Below are 16,774 nucleotides of genomic sequence, written 5' to 3'. Positions count from 1 at the left end.
GTCGGTCATTTGCTCTTCGCAACGATCTGCTCAAGGGCGGTCTGCAGTTGCTCGGCCGCGCCGGCGGGGCTGACGGCGCCACGTAGAGATGCGTTGAACGTCTTGGCCATCGCGAGCGACATGTCGGAGTAGTACGGGGTCAGCGGCGGTACGGTGGTGTGCTGGATCGCCTGCTTGGCCAAGGTGATCACAGGCATCGCCTTGAGGATGTCCTTGTCGTCGTACAAGGCAGGTCTGGTGGGCAGGAAGGCGTACCCGGCGGCGAGCTCCTTCTGCTGCTCGGCGGCCGTCAGGAACTGGACGAGCTTCCAGGCGTCATCCTGGTTCCGCGAGTTGGCGTTGACCATGCAGTTCCAGCCGCCGCCGACGTTCACCGGCTTCAGTCCGGCGCGTGCGACCGGGAGTTCGGCGACGCCGACCTGATCGGGTCCGAGGACGGACTGCTGTTTGTCCGCGAGCTTGCCGTACAGATAGACCCACTGCCTGGTGAACACGGTCTTACCGCCGAGGAAGCCGCCGAGACACTCGTCCTCCTTGTAGTTCGCGACACCCGCGGGGGCGGCGCCGCTGGTGACCATCGTCCGCTCGGTCGTCAGGCCCTCGACAGCCTCGGCGGAACCGATGGTGACCCTGCCATCGGTCAGGACGTCACCGCCGGCGCTGCGGATGTACTCGATCCCGTTGACCGTTCCGCCCTCGTAGTTGGCGCCCTGGAAATTGAATCCGAACGGGGTCTTGGTGTCGCGGCTGATCTTGAGCGCCATCTCCTGCAGCTCGTCCCAGGTCGCCGGCGGACCGGTGTACCCGGCCTTCTCCAGGAGGTCCTTGCGGTAGTACAGCAGGCCGGCATCCCAGTACCACGGCACGCCGTAGACCTTGCCCCCGACGACGTTGGCGTCGACGGCAGCTTTGAGGTGCTGCGCGCGCAGGTCCGGGCTGAACCGCTCGGACAGGTCGGCCAGCCACCCGTTCGGTGCGAACTGCGCGGACCAGGAGATGTCGCCGCCGAACACGTCGACGTCGGCCGACCCGGCCTGGAACTGGGTGCGCATCTGGTCGAGGAACTGCGAACTGTCCGCCGGCATCAACCGAACCCTCACGGGCTTGGCAGTGGCCTTGCTGTCGTTGAATCGCGCGATCGACTTCTCGATGGCCTTGGCGATGTCCGGGGTGGCGCCGAACACGACCTGGGTGGACTCCTTCGACGAGCCGCAGCCGGTCAGGAGGCTTGGCGCGGCGATCGTGGCGGCGCCGACGCCGGCCAGGCCGAGCAGGCGGCGGCGAGTGATTTCGGGCATGAGAAACTCCTTCGAAGCGGGATTCAGGACTTGAGCGCGCCCGCGGTGAGTCCTTCGACCAGTCGGCGCTGGAACACCAGCACGACCAGGGCGAGTGGAATCGTCACGAGGATGGTCGCGGCGGCCTGGGCGCCGTAGTCGACCGAGTGGACGCCCGCGTAGCCGGGGATGACTACCGTCACGGGCCACCGGGCCTGGTCGAAGAGGAAGGTGTTGGCGAACAGGAATTCGTTCCAGGCGGCGACGAAGGTCAGGATCGCCGTCGTGACGACACCGGGTACCGCGAGCGGCAGGATCACTCGACGGAAGGTCTGGAGCACGCCGGCGCCATCGATCCGCGCCGCTTCCTCGAGCTCGAACGGCAGCTTGCGGAAGAACGCGACCATGATCCAGACCGACAAGGGCAGCGCGAACGCGGTGTCGACCGCGATCACTGCGACGTAGGTGTCGAGCAGCTCGGCGGTCCGCAGCTGCTTGAACAGCGGCGCGATGATCGCCACGCTCGGGAAGTACGCCATCGCGAGGAAGCCGATCAGCACCAGCGTCCGCCCGCGGAACCGCAACCGCGCCAACGGGTACGCCGCCAGGCTGCCCAGCGTCATCGAGATCAGCGTCGTCGTACCGGCGATCAGCAGGCTGTTCAGCACTCCGGCCCGGAAGGTGGAATCCCCGAGCACGGCCGCATAATGACTCGCCGTCGGATGGTGCGGAACGAGCACCGGCGGCGTACTGAACAGGTCCAGCCTGTCGCTGATACTCATCTTGAACACCCAGAGGATGGGCAGCACGCTCCAGACCGCGAGCGACAGCAAGGTCAGCCGACGCGCCATCTTCATGCCTCCGAATCCCGGGACCGGAACAGCAGCAGATAGCCGAGCGCGATGGCGATCGAGGTCACGAACACGAAGACGGCCGCCGCGTCACCGCGGGCGAAGCCGAGCTGGCTGACCCGGACTCCGGAGTACACGTACGTCGACAGCGAGGGCAGCCCGCGGTCACTCATCACCCAGAACAGGTCGTAGACGCTCCAGGCCTCCAGCGTCCGGAACAGCAGCGCGACGAGGATCGCGGGCCGGAGCATCGGGAGGGTGACGGAGACGAATCGCTGGAGGTTCGACGCCCCGTCGACCTGTGCCGCCTCGTTCAGCTCCCCCGGTATCGTCTGCAGGCCGGCCAGCAACAGCAACGCCACGAAGGGCGTCGTCTTCCACACATCCACCCCGATGGCCGCGATCAAGAGGGAGGTGTGGTCGGACAAGATCGGCTTGTCCGTCAGGCCGATGCTGTGGACGAGCCAGGAGACGACACCGATCTGGTCCTGCAACATCAGCCGCCACATCATCGCGGAGACCACCACCGGGAAGGCCCACGGCAGGAGCGCTGTGGTCCGGGCCAGACCGCGGCCACGGAACTCCCGGTGCAGCGCCAGCGCCATCGCCAGACCGATCCCGAACTCGATCGCGACGCCGGCTGCGGTGAAGACAGCGGTGTTCACGAGTGCCGCCCGGAAATCAGGATCGGTGAACATGCCGACGTAGTTCGCCAGACCGGTCCAGGTCCCCGAACTCGACACCGTGGCGCTGCGGAAGCTCAGGTAGACCGAGTACACCACCGGGAACACAGCGACAACGGCGACGAACGCGGCCGCCGGCGCGATCATCGACACTGCCACCGGTGCATCCGACGGCCGGCCACGTGTCCGCAGCTGGCTGCGGGCCATCACAGTGGCCCTTCATCCAGCACGACACCCTCGCCGGGGCCGAGCGCGAGTGGACCGTCCGCAGGTTCGCGGACGCCCGCTGTGGAGATCAGAACGGTGCCACGCGCGGCGACCTGCCGAGGTTCCGCGGTCAGGTTGAGCGCGACGAACTTGCGATCCTCGCCGGCAACCCGCCGATAGGCCAGCACTCCGTCGGGCGCGTCGACCAGCGTCAGGTCACCCCGCCGCAGCGCCAGGCTACTGTTGCGCAAAGCAATCAATTGCCGATAGAGATTCAGGAACGAGCGCGGGTCGGCGAGCTGGGCTTCGACGTTCACCGCGCCGAGTTCGGTCGAGACCGGCAACCACAGGCAGTCCTCAGGCGCCGAGGAGAAGCCGCCGTTCCGGCCGTCGTTCCATGGCATCGGCGTCCGCACACCGTCACGCGACACCCCGCCGGCGAGCAGTCCGAAGCGATCGCGTTGCCTGGACGGCGGCACCGGCTGGTCGGTCAGGCCCAGTTCGTCGCCGTAGAACAGCGAGACCGCGCCGCGCAGGGTCAGCAGCATCACGGCCGCGACGCGAGCCTGTGATCTCCCGAGCCGGGACGCGAGCCGCGGGCGGTCGTGGTTGCCGAGGGCAAGGCACGGCCAGGAGTCCGCAGGCAGGGCGGACTCAAGCGATCGGATCTCCTTGCGCAGTGTGTCGGAGCGCCACGGCGTCTCGATCAGGCGGAACGCGAACGGCAGGTGGATCCCGTCCCCGGTGGTGCCGAAGAACTCGGCCCAACGATCCCATGGCAATGCTTCGATCTCGGCGATCGAGACCCGATCGCCGTATTCGTCGAGCACGGCCCGGATCTGCCGGAGCACGTCGTGCACGTCGGGATGCATCCGGTCGTTGACGTGCAGCTGCGTGGTGAAGTCCGGGTGTTGCAGGTCGTACTGATTCGGTCCGGCGTTCGAGGCCGGCGGGTTGTCCCGCAGGTCAGGGTCCTTCATCAACATGTGCGCGACGTCGATCCGGAAGCCGTCGACACCGCGCTCGAGCCAGAACCGCAGTACGTCGAACATCGCCTTGCGTACGTCGGGATTTCGCCAGTTGAGGTCCGGCTGCTCCTTCAGGTGCGAATGCAGGTAGTACTGCGCCGTCAGCTCGTCGTACTCCCACGCCGACCCACCGGGTTCGCTGATCCAGTTGTTCGGCGGCGAGCCGTCGGCCTTGGGGTCCGCCCAGACGTACCAGTCACGCTTCGGGTCCGACCGGGACGAACGGGACGCCCGGAACCATGGGTGCTCGTCGGAGGTGTGATTGGGCACGTAGTCGGCGATCACGCGGATGCCTCGCAGGTGAGCCTCTGCCAGCAGCCGGTCGACGGTCTCGAGCGTGCCGAACAGCGGCTCGACGTCGGTGTGATCGGTGATGTCGAAGCCCTGGTCGAGTAGCGGCGACCGGAAGAACGGCCCGACCCAGAGCGCATCGACCCCGAGCGTGCCCGCGAGATAGTCCAGCGACTCGATCAAGCCGTCCAGGTCGCCGATTCCGTCGCCGTTGCCGTCCCGATAGGTCGGCAGGTGACTCTCGTAGATCACCGCGCCCTGCCACCACGGTCGTTGAACTGTCATGGTTGAGAAGATTATAGATAGTTTATAATCTGTCAAGGCGTTAGAGTGCGTTCCCCGACGACTTAGGTGGTGTGTGTGTCCCGACCGACCAAGGGCGACCGCCGGCTGCTGCTGCCCGCGCAGTCGCGGCGGCAGCAAGTGCTGGATGTGCTCCGGGAGGAAGTCGTCACCGGTGTTCGCAAGCCCGGCGAGCAGCTCAAGCAGGACATGATCGCGAGCGAGTTCGGCGTCAGCCCCGGTCCGGTCCGCGAGGCCCTGCGGCACCTGGAGAGCGAGGGCCTGGTCGAGCACGTGCCGAACTACGGCGTCTACGTCGCCGACATCAATCCGGGCGAACTCATCCGGCTCCTGCTCCCGGTCCGGCTGGCGATCGAGACCTACGCCGTACCCCTCGCGGCCGGCAAGCTGGGCGCGTCCCGGCTGGACCGGCTCGAGCAGATCATCGACCAGATGGACGAAGGTGTCCGGACCGATGACATCGCGCTGATCAACGACCTGGACGTGCGGTTCCACGAGATCACCATCGAGGCCGCCGGCTCACTGCACGCTCTGCAGCTGTGGCGCAGCGTCCAGCCGCGCATCCGGGCCTTGATCTACCGGCTCGCGCCCAAGCACCAGGATCTCGCCGAGATCCCGCAGGAGCATCGGCAGTTGCTCGACGCGCTGCGCGCCGAGGACGAGATCGCGCTGCGCAGAGCGATCGAAGTACACATCATCGGGACCAACACCGAACTGCTCGAGGCCACGCTGACCGACTCCGGATCGTCGGCCGCAACGACTCACGATAGCGACTGATCGCCGTGCGAGACCGAGCGATCCTGGTCACGGGCGGCGGGTCGGGGATCGGCCGCGCCGTCGTCCTGGCCTGCGCTGCCCGGGGCGCGCGGGTCGGCGTGCTCGACATCGACGCGTTGTCCGCGAGTTCGGTCGCCGACGAGGCGCTGGCGCACGGAGCGGCTGATGCCCTCGCCATCAACTGCGACGTCTCCGACGAGAGAGCCGTGGCCGACGCGTTCGCGGCCTGCGAGAACCAGCTCGGTTCTCCGGCCGCCGTACACGCCAATGCGGGGATCGAGATCAATCACCCTGCACATCTGATGCCGTACGAGGACTGGCAGCGTGTGCTCCGGATCAACCTGTCGGGCCTGTTCCTGACCTGCCGCGAAGCGGTCCGCGCGATGCTGCGGACCGGCCATGGCGGGTCGATCGTGTGTACGTCGTCCCCGTCGGCCTTCACCGGGTTCAGCGGCGGCGGCAACGCGGCGTACGGATCCTCGAAAGGCGGGGTGTCGGCGCTGGTCCGGTCACTCGCGATCGACTACGCGCGGCACGGGATCCGGGTGAACGCGGTGGTGCCCGGCGCCATCGACACCCCGATGCTCCTCACCGGCCTCGCCGTAGCGGAGCAGGCCGCCGCCCACGACGCCATCCTGCGGGACGCGAGGGAGCAGATACCGCTGGGCAGGCTGGGGCGACCGGAAGAGATCGCGGCTGCGGTCACCTGGCTGCTGTCCGACGACGCGTCGTACGTGACCGGTTCACACCTGGTGTGTGACGGCGGCTTGACGGCCCGCAGTGCCAACACTTTCTGAACGGAGATCGCGACGATGATCGGTACCACGACGTGGGTGATCAGCGACGGATATGTTCCGCCCGGCAGCTCGGGCGACGATCCGGCGCTGGCGAGCCACGAGAGCGCCTGCATGCTCAACACGAACGCGGAGCCGGCCCGGGTGGAGCTGACGGTCTACTTCGCCGACCGCGAGCCGGCCGGCCCGCACGTGCTCACGATCCCAGGCCGCCGGATCTGGCACCAGCGCCTGGACGAACTCGTCCCGGCCGGCACGGACTACTCGGTGGTGATCCAGTCGGACCGGCCGATCGTCGTACAACACACCCGCCTCGACTCCCGCCAGGCAGCCAACGCCCTGATGACCACCATCGCCTTCCCCGCCGGCTGATTCAGCGGGGGTCGGCGGGTGTGGCCCAGCGGACCGCGTTGGCGAGGACCCGCTGGACGTCGGGATGATGGTAGACGGGGTAGTCCTGGTCGCCGGGCGAGAAGTAGAAGACCTTCCCGCGACCGCGCGTGTAGGTCACCCCTGACCGAAAGACCTCGCCGCCGCTGAACGTGGACAGGAAGATGGTCTCCTGCGGCGGGGGAACGTCGAAGTACTCGCCGTACATCTCCTGTTCCGGAATCTCGATCGGGTGCGGAACCTCCGCCGCGATCGGGTGCGCCGGCGCCACGGTCCAGACCAGCTCCTGCTCCCCGTCGTTGCGCCATTGCAGCGAACAGGTGCTTCCCATCAGCCGCTTGAACACCTTCGAGTAGTGACCAGAATGCAGGACGAGGATTCCCATCCCGGCCCGCACATGGCGCACGACGCGTTCCACTACGACGTCCGCGACGTCGTCGTGGGCCTCGTGTCCCCACCACAGCAGAACGTCGGTGTCCCCGACCCGCTGCTCGTCCAGTCCGTGTTCATGGTCGGCCAGCGTCGCAGTACTGACGACGACCTGTTCACCCAGCAGCCGCGTCAGGGCGTCGCCGATGACAGCGTGAATACCGTCGGGGTAGTGCCGCAGTACGACGGGCTCTCGCAGGACGGACTCGTGTACGTTCTCGTTCCAGACCAGGACTCGGATCGGTGGATGCATCAGCTCGTCCTCAGCTGAAGTCGACGACGGACTTGATGAAGCCGTGTGGCTTGCTGCGAAGTGTTTCGAACGCCTCGTCGATCCGGTCGGCGGGGAAACGATGCGTGACCAGCTTGTGCAGGTCGAGGCGTCCGGCCTGCTGCAGGCTGAGTCCGGCGAGGGTCGCCTCCCGCAGCAGGCGCTGATCCCGTACGTGGGCATTCACGACGTCGAGGGCCTTCCAGTTCCAGTTCTCCACGTCCACCTGCCGGGGACCTTGGTGGTATCCGAGGATGGACAGGACTCCGTGCGGGCGGACCAGGTCTCCGGCAAGATCCAACCCTGCTTGGGATCCGGAGGCCTCCACCACGACGTCGACGCCGTGGGTCGCGGGGCTGTCGGGACCGTGCCGCAGTACGGCCGGCACCGCAGCAGGCTCGTACACCTCGCCGGCACCGCAGGCCGAGGCCGCGTCTCGGGCGTCAGTGCGTGGGTCGATGACGACAAGCTTCTCGATAGGTGATGACGCCATCAGTTGCACCATGATCAATCCCATGAACCCACCGCCGATGACGGCAACGCTCGCCCCGGGCAAGAGCCGCGTACGCCGGTAGCCCTCGACGACGCAGCCGACCGGCTCGGGAAGCGCGACCGCGGGATCAACGCCGTCGGGGATCACGACGACATCCGCGACGTCGGCGGTCGCATAGGTCGCGAAGGACGGTTCGATGCGGCCGCCGACCAGCGACCCCACCTTCACGTCGGCGCCTGGACCTGCCTCGACCACCTCGCCGACAGGTTCGTGCCCGAGCTGCACCGGGTACGCCGGTTGCTCGCCGGCCCATGTCGGCAGATCGCTGGCGCACACGCCGACGGTGTGCACCCGGACGAGGACCTGGTTGACGCCCGGGCTGGGCAGCTTCTGCGGAACGAGCCGGCCGTTGCCGGGACGGGTGAGTTCGTAGATGGTCGCGGTCACTTGGCGGCTCCTGCGGTCAGGCCCTGGATGAACTGGCGGTTGAGGACGACGTAGATGATGAGGACCGGCAGTGCGGCGAGCGTGGTGCCCGCGGCGAGGACAGAGGTGTCGGTGGTGAATCGGCCCTGGAAGAAGGTGAGGCCGATCGGAAGGGTGCGCACATCGTCGGTCTGCAGGAAGAACAGCGGCACGACCAGCTCGTTCCACGACGTCATGAACTGCAGGATCACGACCGCCTGCAAGGCCGGCTGCACGGCCGGGCGCACGATCGACCAGAGCGTGCGCAGCTCGCCGGCGCCGTCGATCCGGGCCGCTTCGACCAGCTCGCGCGGCAGGTCCCGCAGACTCGCTCTGAGCAGGAAGATCGCGAACGGGATCCCCATCGCGGTCTCGACCAGGACCGCGCCGAGGCGGGTATTGATCAGGCCCATGTTGCGCAGCTGGAAGAACAGCGGAATGACCACCGACCAGACCGGGATCATCAGGCCGAGCAGGAAGGTGTAGAACACCGCCGAGGTCAGCCGGAGCTTCATGACGGTCAACGCGTACGCCGCCGGGAAGGCGACGGCCAGTACCAGCGCGACGGTGCCGACGGCAACGATCGCGCTGTTGAGGACGTACTGCGAGAAGTGCGCCTGGTTCCACGCGGTCAGGTAGTTCCGGAAGACCGGCGGCCACTCGAACGCGAACGGGTCGAGCGAGGTGGCGTTGGACGTCCGGACCGACTGCAGCAGCACCCAGACCAGCGGTACGACCGAGATGATCGAGACGACCACCAGAGCTGCGTGAGCGGAGATCCTGGCCGAGCCGGCTGTCCGGTTCACCGGTCGTTCCTCTCCCGCAGCCGCAGGAACACGACTGTGATGACGAGGACGAGCAGGGTCAGGACCACGGCGGCCGCGGCCCCGTAGCCGACCTGATGGGTGACGAACGCGAGCGAGTAGATGTAGTAGGCAACGACCTCGGTCGCGTGGCCCGGCCCGCCGTTGGTCATGATGTAGACGAGATCGAAGGTCTTCAGCGTGTTGATGAACGACAGCACCAGCAGCAAGGTGATCTGGTTGCGGATCCCGGGCATGGTGACATGGACGAACTGGCTGACCGGGCCGGCGCCGTCGACCGATGCCGCCTCGTACAGGCTGCGGTCGATGGACTGGATCCCGCCGAGCAGGATGACCATCGCGAAGCCGTAGTAGGTCCAGTTGGCCGTGGCGATGACGGCCGGCATCGCGGTGTGCTGGCCGGACAGCCAGCCCACGCCGTGCAGTCCGGTGGCCTCGAGCGTCCCATTCAGGATGCCGGTGTCGGGTTGATAGATCTGGTTCCAGGCGATGCCGACCACGACCAGGGACATGGTGGCCGGGATGAACAGCACCGTGCGGAACAGGGTCCGGGCCCGGATCCAGGACGCCGACAGCAGCGCGGCCAGGATCAGCCCGAGCCCCTGGGCCAGCCAGCTTCCGGCCACCCATTCGAGGTTGTTCAGCAGGGCGCCGAAAAAGCGAACGTCGCCCACCAGCTCCCTGTAGTTGTCGAAAGCAACGAACGACTGCGACGGCGACAACCCGTTCCAGTCGGTGAAGCTCAAGTACACCGTCTGGAGGATCGGCCAGACCGTGAACACGGCATAGATCGCCGCGGCCGGCAGGATCAGCCCGTAGCCGATCGCCTTGCCGTGGCTGACGTGATGACGCCGGCCGGTCCGCCCCGGCGGCCGCGGTGCGACGGCGACTTGTCGCTCAAGCGAGGTGTATGTGCTCACAGCTGCTCAATCCTTGGTGTCGGTCTCGGACGGGGCTACTTCTTCTTGCGCGCCCGGCTCAGTGCGTCGTCGAGAACGGCGGCCAGCGCGGCCGCGTCCCGGCCGCCACCCAGGAACTGCTGCGCGGCGCCGTTCCAGGCCTCGGTCACCAGAGCGCTCGAGGTGTAGCCGGTCCAGGCGCCGACGCCACCGCCGTTCTGCGCCGCCCGTACGACGTCCACGTTCTCCTGCAGCAGCGGAGCGACGTCGACCTTGCTCGTGTCGAAGGTGGAGGTCGGCAGCACGCCGGCCTTCAGCCAGGCGGCCTCGGCGGTGTCGGAGAAGTGGACGAAGTCGATCCAATCGGCGGCGATGTCGGCCGCCTTCGACGATGCCGAGATCGACCAGGCGCCGCCGACTCCGCCCTCGGCCTGCTGCTTCAAGGAACCGTTGATCATCGGAAACGAGACGAAGCGGAAGTCGCCGGGTCTGCTCGCGTTCTGGAGAATGTCGGGCGTCACCCCGGTGCCTTCGACGAACATGCCGGCCCGGCCGGTGTAGAAGGACTTGAACGCGTCGTCGAAGGCGACACCGTTGAAGTTGCTGCTCAGGTAGCCCTTCGCGGCCCAGGACCGGGCTATCGCCAGCGATGCCTGCACGCTGGCATCACTCCAGGTCGCGACTCCGTCGAGCGACTCCAGCGACCGGATCGTCTGCACCGGCGTGTTCGCATGCAGCGCCGCGCCGATCAGGTGCGACGACGGCCACTGATCCTTGTTCCCGAAGGCGATCGGCGTGACGCCGGCCGCTTTCAGCCGGTCGGCGGCCGCCAGGAAGGCCGGGTACGTCGTCGGCGCTGCGATCCGGTACTTGGCAAAGATCGCCGTGTTGTAGAACAGGCCGACCGCCTCGCTCGACCGTGGAACGCCGTACTGCTTGCCGGCGTACTTGGCCCGGTCCAGGACCGATGGCTGCATCTTCTTCGTCCAGCCGTACTTGCCGGCGTACGCGTCCAACGGGGCCACGAGGCCGTTGGTCGCGAGCTCGCCGAGCGCCGACGGCGCCGCGTCGTAGTCGAAGATGTCGGGACCGGAGCCGGAGGCCAACGCGGTGGGCAGGGTCTTCTGCTCGTCATCGGCCGACAGGAACTGGATGGTGACGGTGACTTCGGGATGCTTGGCTTCGTAGGCCTCGTTCAGTTTCGTCAGCACCGGCTGCAGTGCGGCGTTGTCCCCGAACTGGGACACCACGGTCAACGTAGCCTTCTCACCCGGCTTCGGTCCGCCGGAGGTCCCGCCGGAACCGCCGCCGGTCGTCGTGCCGCAGGCTGCCAGCGCCAAAGCGAGGGTTGTGCCGGCGGCGATCGGGCCGAGGCGTCTCAGGCCGCGACGCGCAGAGAACGAGATCATCAGTGCCTCCCTGGGACAGGCTGCTGGGTGCCGCGCGGTCCGGACAGCCGGCGGGCGGTGTGGGTGAGCAGGTCGGCGCCGGTGATCTCGTCGAGGATCATGATCGCCGCGCCGAGACTGGCCGATTCGTCACCGAGTTCCGACGGGACGATCCGCAGATCGCGGGTGGCCAGTGCGAGCGACCGGCCGTAGACGGTTTCGCGGATCCGGGCCAGGAAGTCGTTCCCGTCGGCCGGCCGGCCGGCGACCACGACGATCGCGGGATTGAAGAAGTCGACCAGCACGGACAGCACCTGCCCGATGCTTTCGGCGGCCTTGTCGAGCAACTCACGGGAGGCCTCGTCACCGCGCCGTGCGGCGTCGACCACCATCCGGGCGGTGATCTCCTGCCCTTCTCGCGTCGCCTCCGCGAGCAGGGGGCTGCGGCCCGAGCCGACCAGCAGCGTGGCCTGCTCGACGAGATATGCGCTGCCCTGGCTGGTGACCAGGCTGCCCGCGCTGCCCTGTGCACCGCGGTGCAGCTGCCCGTTCGAGATCAGGCCGGCGCCGACGAACGACCCCACTTTGATCACCAGGAGATCGCGGACGTTGCGGCCGTGACCGACGGTCCGCTCTGCCAGCGCCATCAGGTTCACTTCGTTGTCGACCCGCGCTGGTACGCCGAAGCGCTGCTGCAGCCGGTCACGCACCGGCTGGTCGTGCCAATCAGGATGGACAGGCGGATGAATCGTGCGGCCGGTCTCGAACTCGACCGGGCCGGCGATGCCGACGCCGATGCCGCAGAGCGGATGGTGCGCCTCGGTCGCGGCCAGCCCCCGCTCGGTCGCGCGCTCCAACTCGTCGAGGACGAGCTCGGGTCCCTGCCACATCGAGACCGGCACGCGCTCTTCCCACAGCAGCTCGTGGGCGAAGGAGAAGACGGTCACCTGCAGGTGGGTCATCGCGACCTCGGCCGCGACCACGACACCGCGGCTGCGGCTCAGCGACAACGCCGTACCCCTGCGTCCGCCGGTGCTGGCGTTCGCGCCGGTCTCCTCGACCAGACCGGACCCCACCAGCCAGCGCACCCGCTCGGACACGATCGCCTTGCTCAAGCCGGTGAGCGTCGCCAGATCCGCGCGCGACACTCCCCCGGTGTGACGCACGACCGCCAGGATCGCGGCCGAACTCGGCGACGACGCCGGGAGAGCATCCAGATCTTCGTCCACTATTCATCCTTCTTAGTTCAATAAGTGATCGAAGTTGATCGTAAGTTGAACTTAGCCCCCGCGCAAGACCGGAAGCTAGTTCGAGGCTCCCTACATGAGGGCTTTGACGGGCGCCCGGCCCGCCGGCAACGGTCCGCTTCGTCGGGTCGTCGACGAGGGCGCGCGGCGGCAGGTACTCGATGTCGCCATGCCCGAAGGCGAGTGACGTGACCAGGAAAGAAGGCCCCTGGGTCAACCGGTCGCTGCACCGCAAACCGATCCTCGCCGTCGGCCAGCTCGCCGCGCTTAAGAACCCCGGTCTGAGGGCAGCTCGCTCAGGTCTGGGCGAGGGCGGTGATTGCTTCGGCGATCTCGGCGGGCTGTTCTTCGGGGAGGAAGTGGCCGCAGGGAAGGATCTGCGTGCGGAGGTCGGACGCCCACGACGACCAGATCTTCTGTGGGTCGAACGGGAGGTCGACGTCGCCGGGATCTTGCCACGCGGCGAGGACGGGCATCGAAAGCGTTCGCCCGGCGCGCTGATCGCGCTGGTCCTGGGCGAGGTCGATGAACGCGCTGGCCCTGTAGTCGTCGCAGATCGCATGGATGGTTTCGGGGCGCCGTGTCGCAGCGAGGTACTGATCCCGCACGTCGGCCGCGATCGCATCCGGTTGCTTGGTCCAGGTATCGAGAAAGTGCCCGAAGAACGTGTCCGGGTCGGCTGAGATGAGCCGCTCCGGCAGGTCGCTGGGCTGGGCGAGTAGGTACAGATGAAACGCGAACACGCCACCCGGCCCCTGCAAGGCGGCCCAGTTGTCAACGGTGGGAAGGATATCGAGCACACCGAGCTGAGTGACCTTGTCGGGGTGGTCAAGGGCCGCCCGGAAGGCGACCAGCCCACCGCGATCGTGCCCGACCAGCGCAAACCTGTCATGGCCGAGTTCCCGCATCAGGGCGATCATGTGCGCGGCCACGACCGACTTGTCGAAGGCCTCAGGACCCTCTCCGAGCCGGTCGCTACCGCCGTACCCCGGAAGGTCCGGGCAGATCACCTGGAACCTGTCGGTCAACCGAGGAACGACCTCTCGCCAAGTGAGCCTGGTCTCAGGGAACCCGTGCAGCAGCAGGAGCGGCACGCCGTCACCGCCCACGTCACAGACGATGTCGCGTCCGTCGACGCTGATCGTTCGGGTCTCCATGGGCCTCGTGGTCATAGTTCCTGAGGTTCCCACTCGCCATCGACAGAAACCCGCACTAATCCCCAAACAGGACCGCCCCGGCCGATCACGTTGCTGGGGGCAACGTGATCGGCCGGGGGTGGGTCAGGCTGCGGTCGGGACCGGGGTCAAGCGGTTGCGAAGGTCGTCGAGGATGCGGCGGAGCAGGCGCGAGACCTGCATCTGGCTGATGCCGATCTCGGCGCCGATCTCGGACTGCGACAGTCCTTGGATGAAGCGCAACTCCAGAATCCGGCGATCACGCGCTTCCAGCCCCTCCAGAACCGGCTGCAACATGTCCACCGCCTCCAGCTGGCTCACCGCCAGGTCCTCCTCGCCCGCCACGACCTCAGCCAGATTCCACCCGTTGTCGTCGGCGAGCCAATCCAGCGACAACGTCCGGAAGCAACCGCGAGCTGCCATCGCCTGCTCGATCTCCGCCGCGTCGATGCCGAGATGCTCGGCCAACTCCACGATCGACGGCTCCCGGCCCAGCGCCTGCTCCAACTCCGGCAGCTTGGCCGCGACCAGCCCCTGGAGCTCCTGCAGCCGGCGCGGGATCCGTACCGTCCACGCACAATCGCGGAAGTAACGCTTCACCTCGCCGCGAATCGTCGGTACGGCGTACCCGATGAACGGCGTATCCGCATCCAGACGATAGTTCGTGGCAGCCTTCATCAACCCCACGAACGCGACCTGCTCCAGATCCTCGCTCTCCGCACCCCGGCGCTGGAACCGGTGCGCGATCCCCCGCGCGATCTCCAGGTTCAACTCCACGATCCACTCGAGCAACTCCCGCTGCTCGGCCGGATCACTCGTCCGAGCCCGCCGCTCGAACAACTCGATCGTCGCCGCCTCCCGCGCAGCCCGATCCGCCACCGACGAACACTGCGTCGGCACCACCTGCTCATACCTGCTGATCCCAGAAACAGCCATCATGACCTCGCGACGTGTAGTCACGGCGCGGCACACGTTTAGACCGCGGTCAACAGTTCTGCCCCAGTACCCACCCAAGCCAATTTCATGCATTGCCGCGGGTACCGGGGCCTCTCCCCGAGGTGTAGTACGTCAGCTCGAGGTGCCGGCTTGGCGGACGTTGTCCGCCGAGTCCTTCGCTCCGTCCGCGACGTGCTGCGCCGCCGTACGGCTTTCGTCGGCTACCTCGGACGCTGCGTCGGAGGCGGACTGCCGGACATTCTCGACTGCCTGCTGGGCCGGCTCCTGAAGGTTGTCCTTCAGCTCCTGCGCCACCTGAGCAGCTTGTTCCTTGACCGGACCGGCGGCCTCCATCGCCTTGTCCTTGGAGGCTTGAGCCAGGTCGCGTTCCTGCGTCGACGCAGGCACCGCAGCAGCCGCGATCCACCCGGCCGCGAAGGCGATCAGCCCGGCCGCCAACGGCGTACCGCGAGTCCGCGCCCGCGCCATGTCCGGCGCCGAACCGACAGCCTCACCGACCTTGCTGCCGGCGTCCTGCACCGTCGACACGGCCGAACCCGCGGTGTCGCCGACGGATCCGCCCATCGACTCCGCCGAGCCCATCACGTGTTCCTTCAGCCGATGAACCCCACCACGAGCCCGGTCGACCCGCCGGCCGACGACGCGACCGGGGCTGACCTTCTCGGTGAGGGCGTCCACGTCACGCCCGACGCTGCGCCGGGTCTGCTCGATGTTGCGCTTCAGCTCTTCCGGGTCTTCAGCCATTTCGCGTCCTCCTTGAGTGATTCGACCGTCTGGTCGGGTTTCGGGTTGACCTCTTGGAGCTCCTTGCGCCCCGACATCGCCAGTACGACGGCCACGACCGCCCAGACGACCGCGACGATCAGCGCGGCCCAGATGAGGTCCATCGCCTCGTCCAGCGCCCACATCACCGTCAGCGAAACGAACAGCGCCACCATCCAGCCGGCGAACGCCGCGCCGCCGAGCATGCCCGCACCCTTGCCTGCCTTCTTCGCCTCGACCTGGAGCTCGGCCTTGGCCAGCGCCAGCTCCTGGCGGGTCAACTGCCCGAGATCGGTGGTCAGCTGGGAGACCAGCTCACCGATCGACTCGTCCATCGACAGCCGGCGCGTACCGCTGTCGGACGGTGAACCGTCGATGGTCATGTCAGTGCTCCTGTCCCGGCCCGAACCTGGGCGTAACCGGTGCACCCGGATCCGGGTCCGGCGCTATCGGTGTGGGCATCGGAGGCGGCGTCGTCGAGCCGACCGGCGGAGCGCTCATCGGCGCCGCCGGCGGCGGGACCAGGTAGTCGTCGGCCGGTGAGTGCTCGGACAGACCGTTGCCGGTGCTGGTCGGCGTACCAGTGCTGTCGGTGCCCCCGGCGGCCAGCGCGCGGGTGAGGCGACCGGCTACGACACCCGCGGCCACGGCCACGAGCAGGAACGTGCCCGGCTTACGTCGCGCGAACCCGCGTACCTCGTCCAGCAGATCGCCAGGCTCGTGCTTCTGCAGGAAATCCGCAGCCTGATCGGTGAAGTCGGCACCCTGCCGTGCCAGCTGAGCGCCCAGGCCAGACTGACCGTGCTCGGCCATCCCACGCAACTCGTCGCCGACCGAACGAAGACCGTTCGCGGCCCGATCCTTCTGCTGACTCGCCTGCCCGACCAACTCGTCACGGGTCTGACCGACCAGCCGCCGGGTCTGCTCACGGGCATCCGATGTCACGTCCGATGCCTTGTTCTTAACGGTTCCCGCAACCTGACGAGCGGCCTCGGCCGACGTCTCCTTCAGCTGCCCGGCTTCGTCGCGGGCAGTCTCGGTCACACCCTCCGCGGGCGGACTCTCGGCATCCGACCAATGATTCGTCGTCTGAGACATGTGACGGCTCCTTCCAGGAGCTACTACTTCGATCGCGAGACCGCGCGTGGGTCCGCCGTACGACAAGCACGGCAACAAAGACAGCGACCTGCTCAGGCCGACGGGCGCAACATCTCTGCCTCGCAACAAGGACTTACCGAAATGGCACTCTGTCGTACCACTACT

At 67.4% G+C, this 16,774-nt stretch carries 18 protein-coding genes; 3 read left to right on the top strand and 15 right to left on the bottom strand.

The genetic code is table 11. The features are described from left to right. Window positions 1–5: 5 nt before the first annotated feature. From AB0L70_RS32775 to AB0L70_RS32760, 4 genes are read right to left on the bottom strand one after another with little or no spacing between them, the layout of a single operon-like run. Window positions 6–1,298 (bottom strand): ABC transporter substrate-binding protein, encoded by a 1,293-nt coding sequence (locus AB0L70_RS32775; RefSeq protein ID WP_363690660.1) that lies wholly within the window; start codon window positions 1,296–1,298, stop codon window positions 6–8. Window positions 1,299–1,321: 23 nt separating this feature from the next. Beyond that, window positions 1,322–2,134 (bottom strand): carbohydrate ABC transporter permease, encoded by an 813-nt coding sequence (locus tag AB0L70_RS32770; RefSeq protein WP_363690659.1) that lies wholly within the window; start codon window positions 2,132–2,134, stop codon window positions 1,322–1,324. Beyond that, window positions 2,131–2,970 (bottom strand): sugar ABC transporter permease, encoded by an 840-nt coding sequence (locus AB0L70_RS32765; protein WP_363690658.1) that lies wholly within the window; start codon window positions 2,968–2,970, stop codon window positions 2,131–2,133. The genes AB0L70_RS32770 and AB0L70_RS32765 overlap by 4 nt, the downstream gene beginning before the upstream one ends. Before the next feature lie 47 nt (window positions 2,971–3,017). Further along, entirely contained in the window at window positions 3,018–4,622 is a 1,605-nt protein-coding gene (locus AB0L70_RS32760) for an alpha-amylase family glycosyl hydrolase (protein WP_363690657.1), read from the bottom strand. Window positions 4,623–4,697: 75 nt separating this feature from the next. Here AB0L70_RS32760 and AB0L70_RS32755 point away from each other — a divergent pair, with 75 nt between their 5' ends. From AB0L70_RS32755 to AB0L70_RS32745, 3 genes are read left to right on the top strand one after another with little or no spacing between them, the layout of a single operon-like run. Continuing rightward, complete coding sequence (locus AB0L70_RS32755) at window positions 4,698–5,417, top strand: GntR family transcriptional regulator (RefSeq protein WP_363690656.1); 720 nt, start codon at window positions 4,698–4,700, stop codon at window positions 5,415–5,417. A gap of 5 nt (window positions 5,418–5,422) precedes the next feature. Beyond that, on the top strand, window positions 5,423–6,214 hold the full coding sequence (locus AB0L70_RS32750; protein WP_363690655.1) for an SDR family NAD(P)-dependent oxidoreductase: 792 nt from the start codon (window positions 5,423–5,425) through the stop codon (window positions 6,212–6,214). A 15-nt stretch (window positions 6,215–6,229) separates the two neighbouring features. After that, window positions 6,230–6,583: a sensory rhodopsin transducer gene (locus AB0L70_RS32745; protein ID WP_363690654.1), complete on the top strand. Its 354-nt coding sequence runs from the start codon at window positions 6,230–6,232 to the stop codon at window positions 6,581–6,583. Between the two features lies 1 nt (window position 6,584). Here AB0L70_RS32745 and AB0L70_RS32740 read toward each other — a convergent pair whose 3' ends face one another. The 11 genes from AB0L70_RS32740 to AB0L70_RS32690 all read right to left on the bottom strand — a co-directional run bounded on the left by AB0L70_RS32740 (window position 6,585) and on the right by AB0L70_RS32690 (window position 16,609). Further along, complete coding sequence (locus AB0L70_RS32740) at window positions 6,585–7,283, bottom strand: ThuA domain-containing protein (RefSeq protein WP_363690653.1); 699 nt, start codon at window positions 7,281–7,283, stop codon at window positions 6,585–6,587. A 10-nt stretch (window positions 7,284–7,293) separates the two neighbouring features. Beyond that, complete coding sequence (locus AB0L70_RS32735; RefSeq protein WP_363690652.1) at window positions 7,294–8,241, bottom strand: alcohol dehydrogenase catalytic domain-containing protein; 948 nt, start codon at window positions 8,239–8,241, stop codon at window positions 7,294–7,296. Further along, window positions 8,238–9,065 (bottom strand): carbohydrate ABC transporter permease, encoded by an 828-nt coding sequence (locus AB0L70_RS32730; RefSeq protein ID WP_363690651.1) that lies wholly within the window; start codon window positions 9,063–9,065, stop codon window positions 8,238–8,240. The genes AB0L70_RS32735 and AB0L70_RS32730 overlap by 4 nt, the downstream gene beginning before the upstream one ends. Next, complete coding sequence (locus AB0L70_RS32725) at window positions 9,062–10,003, bottom strand: sugar ABC transporter permease (RefSeq protein ID WP_363690650.1); 942 nt, start codon at window positions 10,001–10,003, stop codon at window positions 9,062–9,064. Before AB0L70_RS32725 ends, AB0L70_RS32730 begins: the two co-directional genes overlap by 4 nt. A 35-nt stretch (window positions 10,004–10,038) precedes the next feature. Continuing rightward, a complete protein-coding gene (locus AB0L70_RS32720; protein WP_363690649.1) occupies window positions 10,039–11,391 on the bottom strand; it encodes an extracellular solute-binding protein in 1,353 nt (450 codons plus the stop codon). Continuing rightward, window positions 11,391–12,599, bottom strand: coding sequence for an ROK family transcriptional regulator (locus AB0L70_RS32715; RefSeq protein ID WP_363690648.1), 1,209 nt, complete (start codon window positions 12,597–12,599; stop codon window positions 11,391–11,393). Before AB0L70_RS32715 ends, AB0L70_RS32720 begins: the two co-directional genes overlap by 1 nt. A 314-nt stretch (window positions 12,600–12,913) precedes the next feature. Continuing rightward, window positions 12,914–13,789, bottom strand: coding sequence for an alpha/beta hydrolase (locus tag AB0L70_RS32710; RefSeq protein ID WP_363690647.1), 876 nt, complete (start codon window positions 13,787–13,789; stop codon window positions 12,914–12,916). Between the two features lie 108 nt (window positions 13,790–13,897). Then, the gene (locus AB0L70_RS32705) at window positions 13,898–14,671 is read right to left on the bottom strand and encodes a sigma-70 family RNA polymerase sigma factor (protein ID WP_363690646.1); all 774 of its coding nucleotides are present in this window, start codon (window positions 14,669–14,671) and stop codon (window positions 13,898–13,900) included. Between the two features lie 189 nt (window positions 14,672–14,860). After that, on the bottom strand, window positions 14,861–15,493 hold the full coding sequence (locus AB0L70_RS32700; RefSeq protein WP_363690645.1) for a DUF3618 domain-containing protein: 633 nt from the start codon (window positions 15,491–15,493) through the stop codon (window positions 14,861–14,863). Further along, the gene (locus tag AB0L70_RS32695) at window positions 15,469–15,894 is read right to left on the bottom strand and encodes a phage holin family protein (RefSeq protein WP_363690644.1); all 426 of its coding nucleotides are present in this window, start codon (window positions 15,892–15,894) and stop codon (window positions 15,469–15,471) included. Before AB0L70_RS32695 ends, AB0L70_RS32700 begins: the two co-directional genes overlap by 25 nt. A gap of 1 nt (window position 15,895) precedes the next feature. Beyond that, complete coding sequence (locus AB0L70_RS32690) at window positions 15,896–16,609, bottom strand: hypothetical protein (RefSeq protein ID WP_363690643.1); 714 nt, start codon at window positions 16,607–16,609, stop codon at window positions 15,896–15,898. Window positions 16,610–16,774 lie beyond the last annotated feature (165 nt).

Origin of the sequence: Kribbella sp. NPDC051952 (assembly GCF_040680855.1) — a bacterium.
Classification (GTDB): domain Bacteria; phylum Actinomycetota; class Actinomycetes; order Propionibacteriales; family Kribbellaceae; genus Kribbella.
This window is presented reverse-complemented; position numbering and strand designations above follow the sequence as displayed.

What these genes read in the sequence shown, in the direction of transcription:
- AB0L70_RS32775 (WP_363690660.1), bottom strand. Translation starts at nt 1,298, where the DNA reads ATGCCCGAAATCACTCGCCGCCGCCTGCTCGGCCTGGCCGGCGTCGGC.
- AB0L70_RS32770 (WP_363690659.1), bottom strand. Translation starts at nt 2,134, where the DNA reads ATGAAGATGGCGCGTCGGCTGACCTTGCTGTCGCTCGCGGTCTGGAGC.
- AB0L70_RS32760 (WP_363690657.1), bottom strand. Translation starts at nt 4,622, where the DNA reads ATGACAGTTCAACGACCGTGGTGGCAGGGCGCGGTGATCTACGAGAGT.
- AB0L70_RS32745 (WP_363690654.1), top strand. Translation starts at nt 6,230, where the DNA reads ATGATCGGTACCACGACGTGGGTGATCAGCGACGGATATGTTCCGCCC.
- AB0L70_RS32740 (WP_363690653.1), bottom strand. Translation starts at nt 7,283, where the DNA reads ATGCATCCACCGATCCGAGTCCTGGTCTGGAACGAGAACGTACACGAG.
- AB0L70_RS32720 (WP_363690649.1), bottom strand. Translation starts at nt 11,391, where the DNA reads ATGATCTCGTTCTCTGCGCGTCGCGGCCTGAGACGCCTCGGCCCGATC.
- AB0L70_RS32710 (WP_363690647.1), bottom strand. Translation starts at nt 13,789, where the DNA reads ATGACCACGAGGCCCATGGAGACCCGAACGATCAGCGTCGACGGACGC.
- AB0L70_RS32700 (WP_363690645.1), bottom strand. Translation starts at nt 15,493, where the DNA reads ATGGCTGAAGACCCGGAAGAGCTGAAGCGCAACATCGAGCAGACCCGG.
- AB0L70_RS32695 (WP_363690644.1), bottom strand. Translation starts at nt 15,894, where the DNA reads ATGACCATCGACGGTTCACCGTCCGACAGCGGTACGCGCCGGCTGTCG.
- AB0L70_RS32690 (WP_363690643.1), bottom strand. Translation starts at nt 16,609, where the DNA reads ATGTCTCAGACGACGAATCATTGGTCGGATGCCGAGAGTCCGCCCGCG.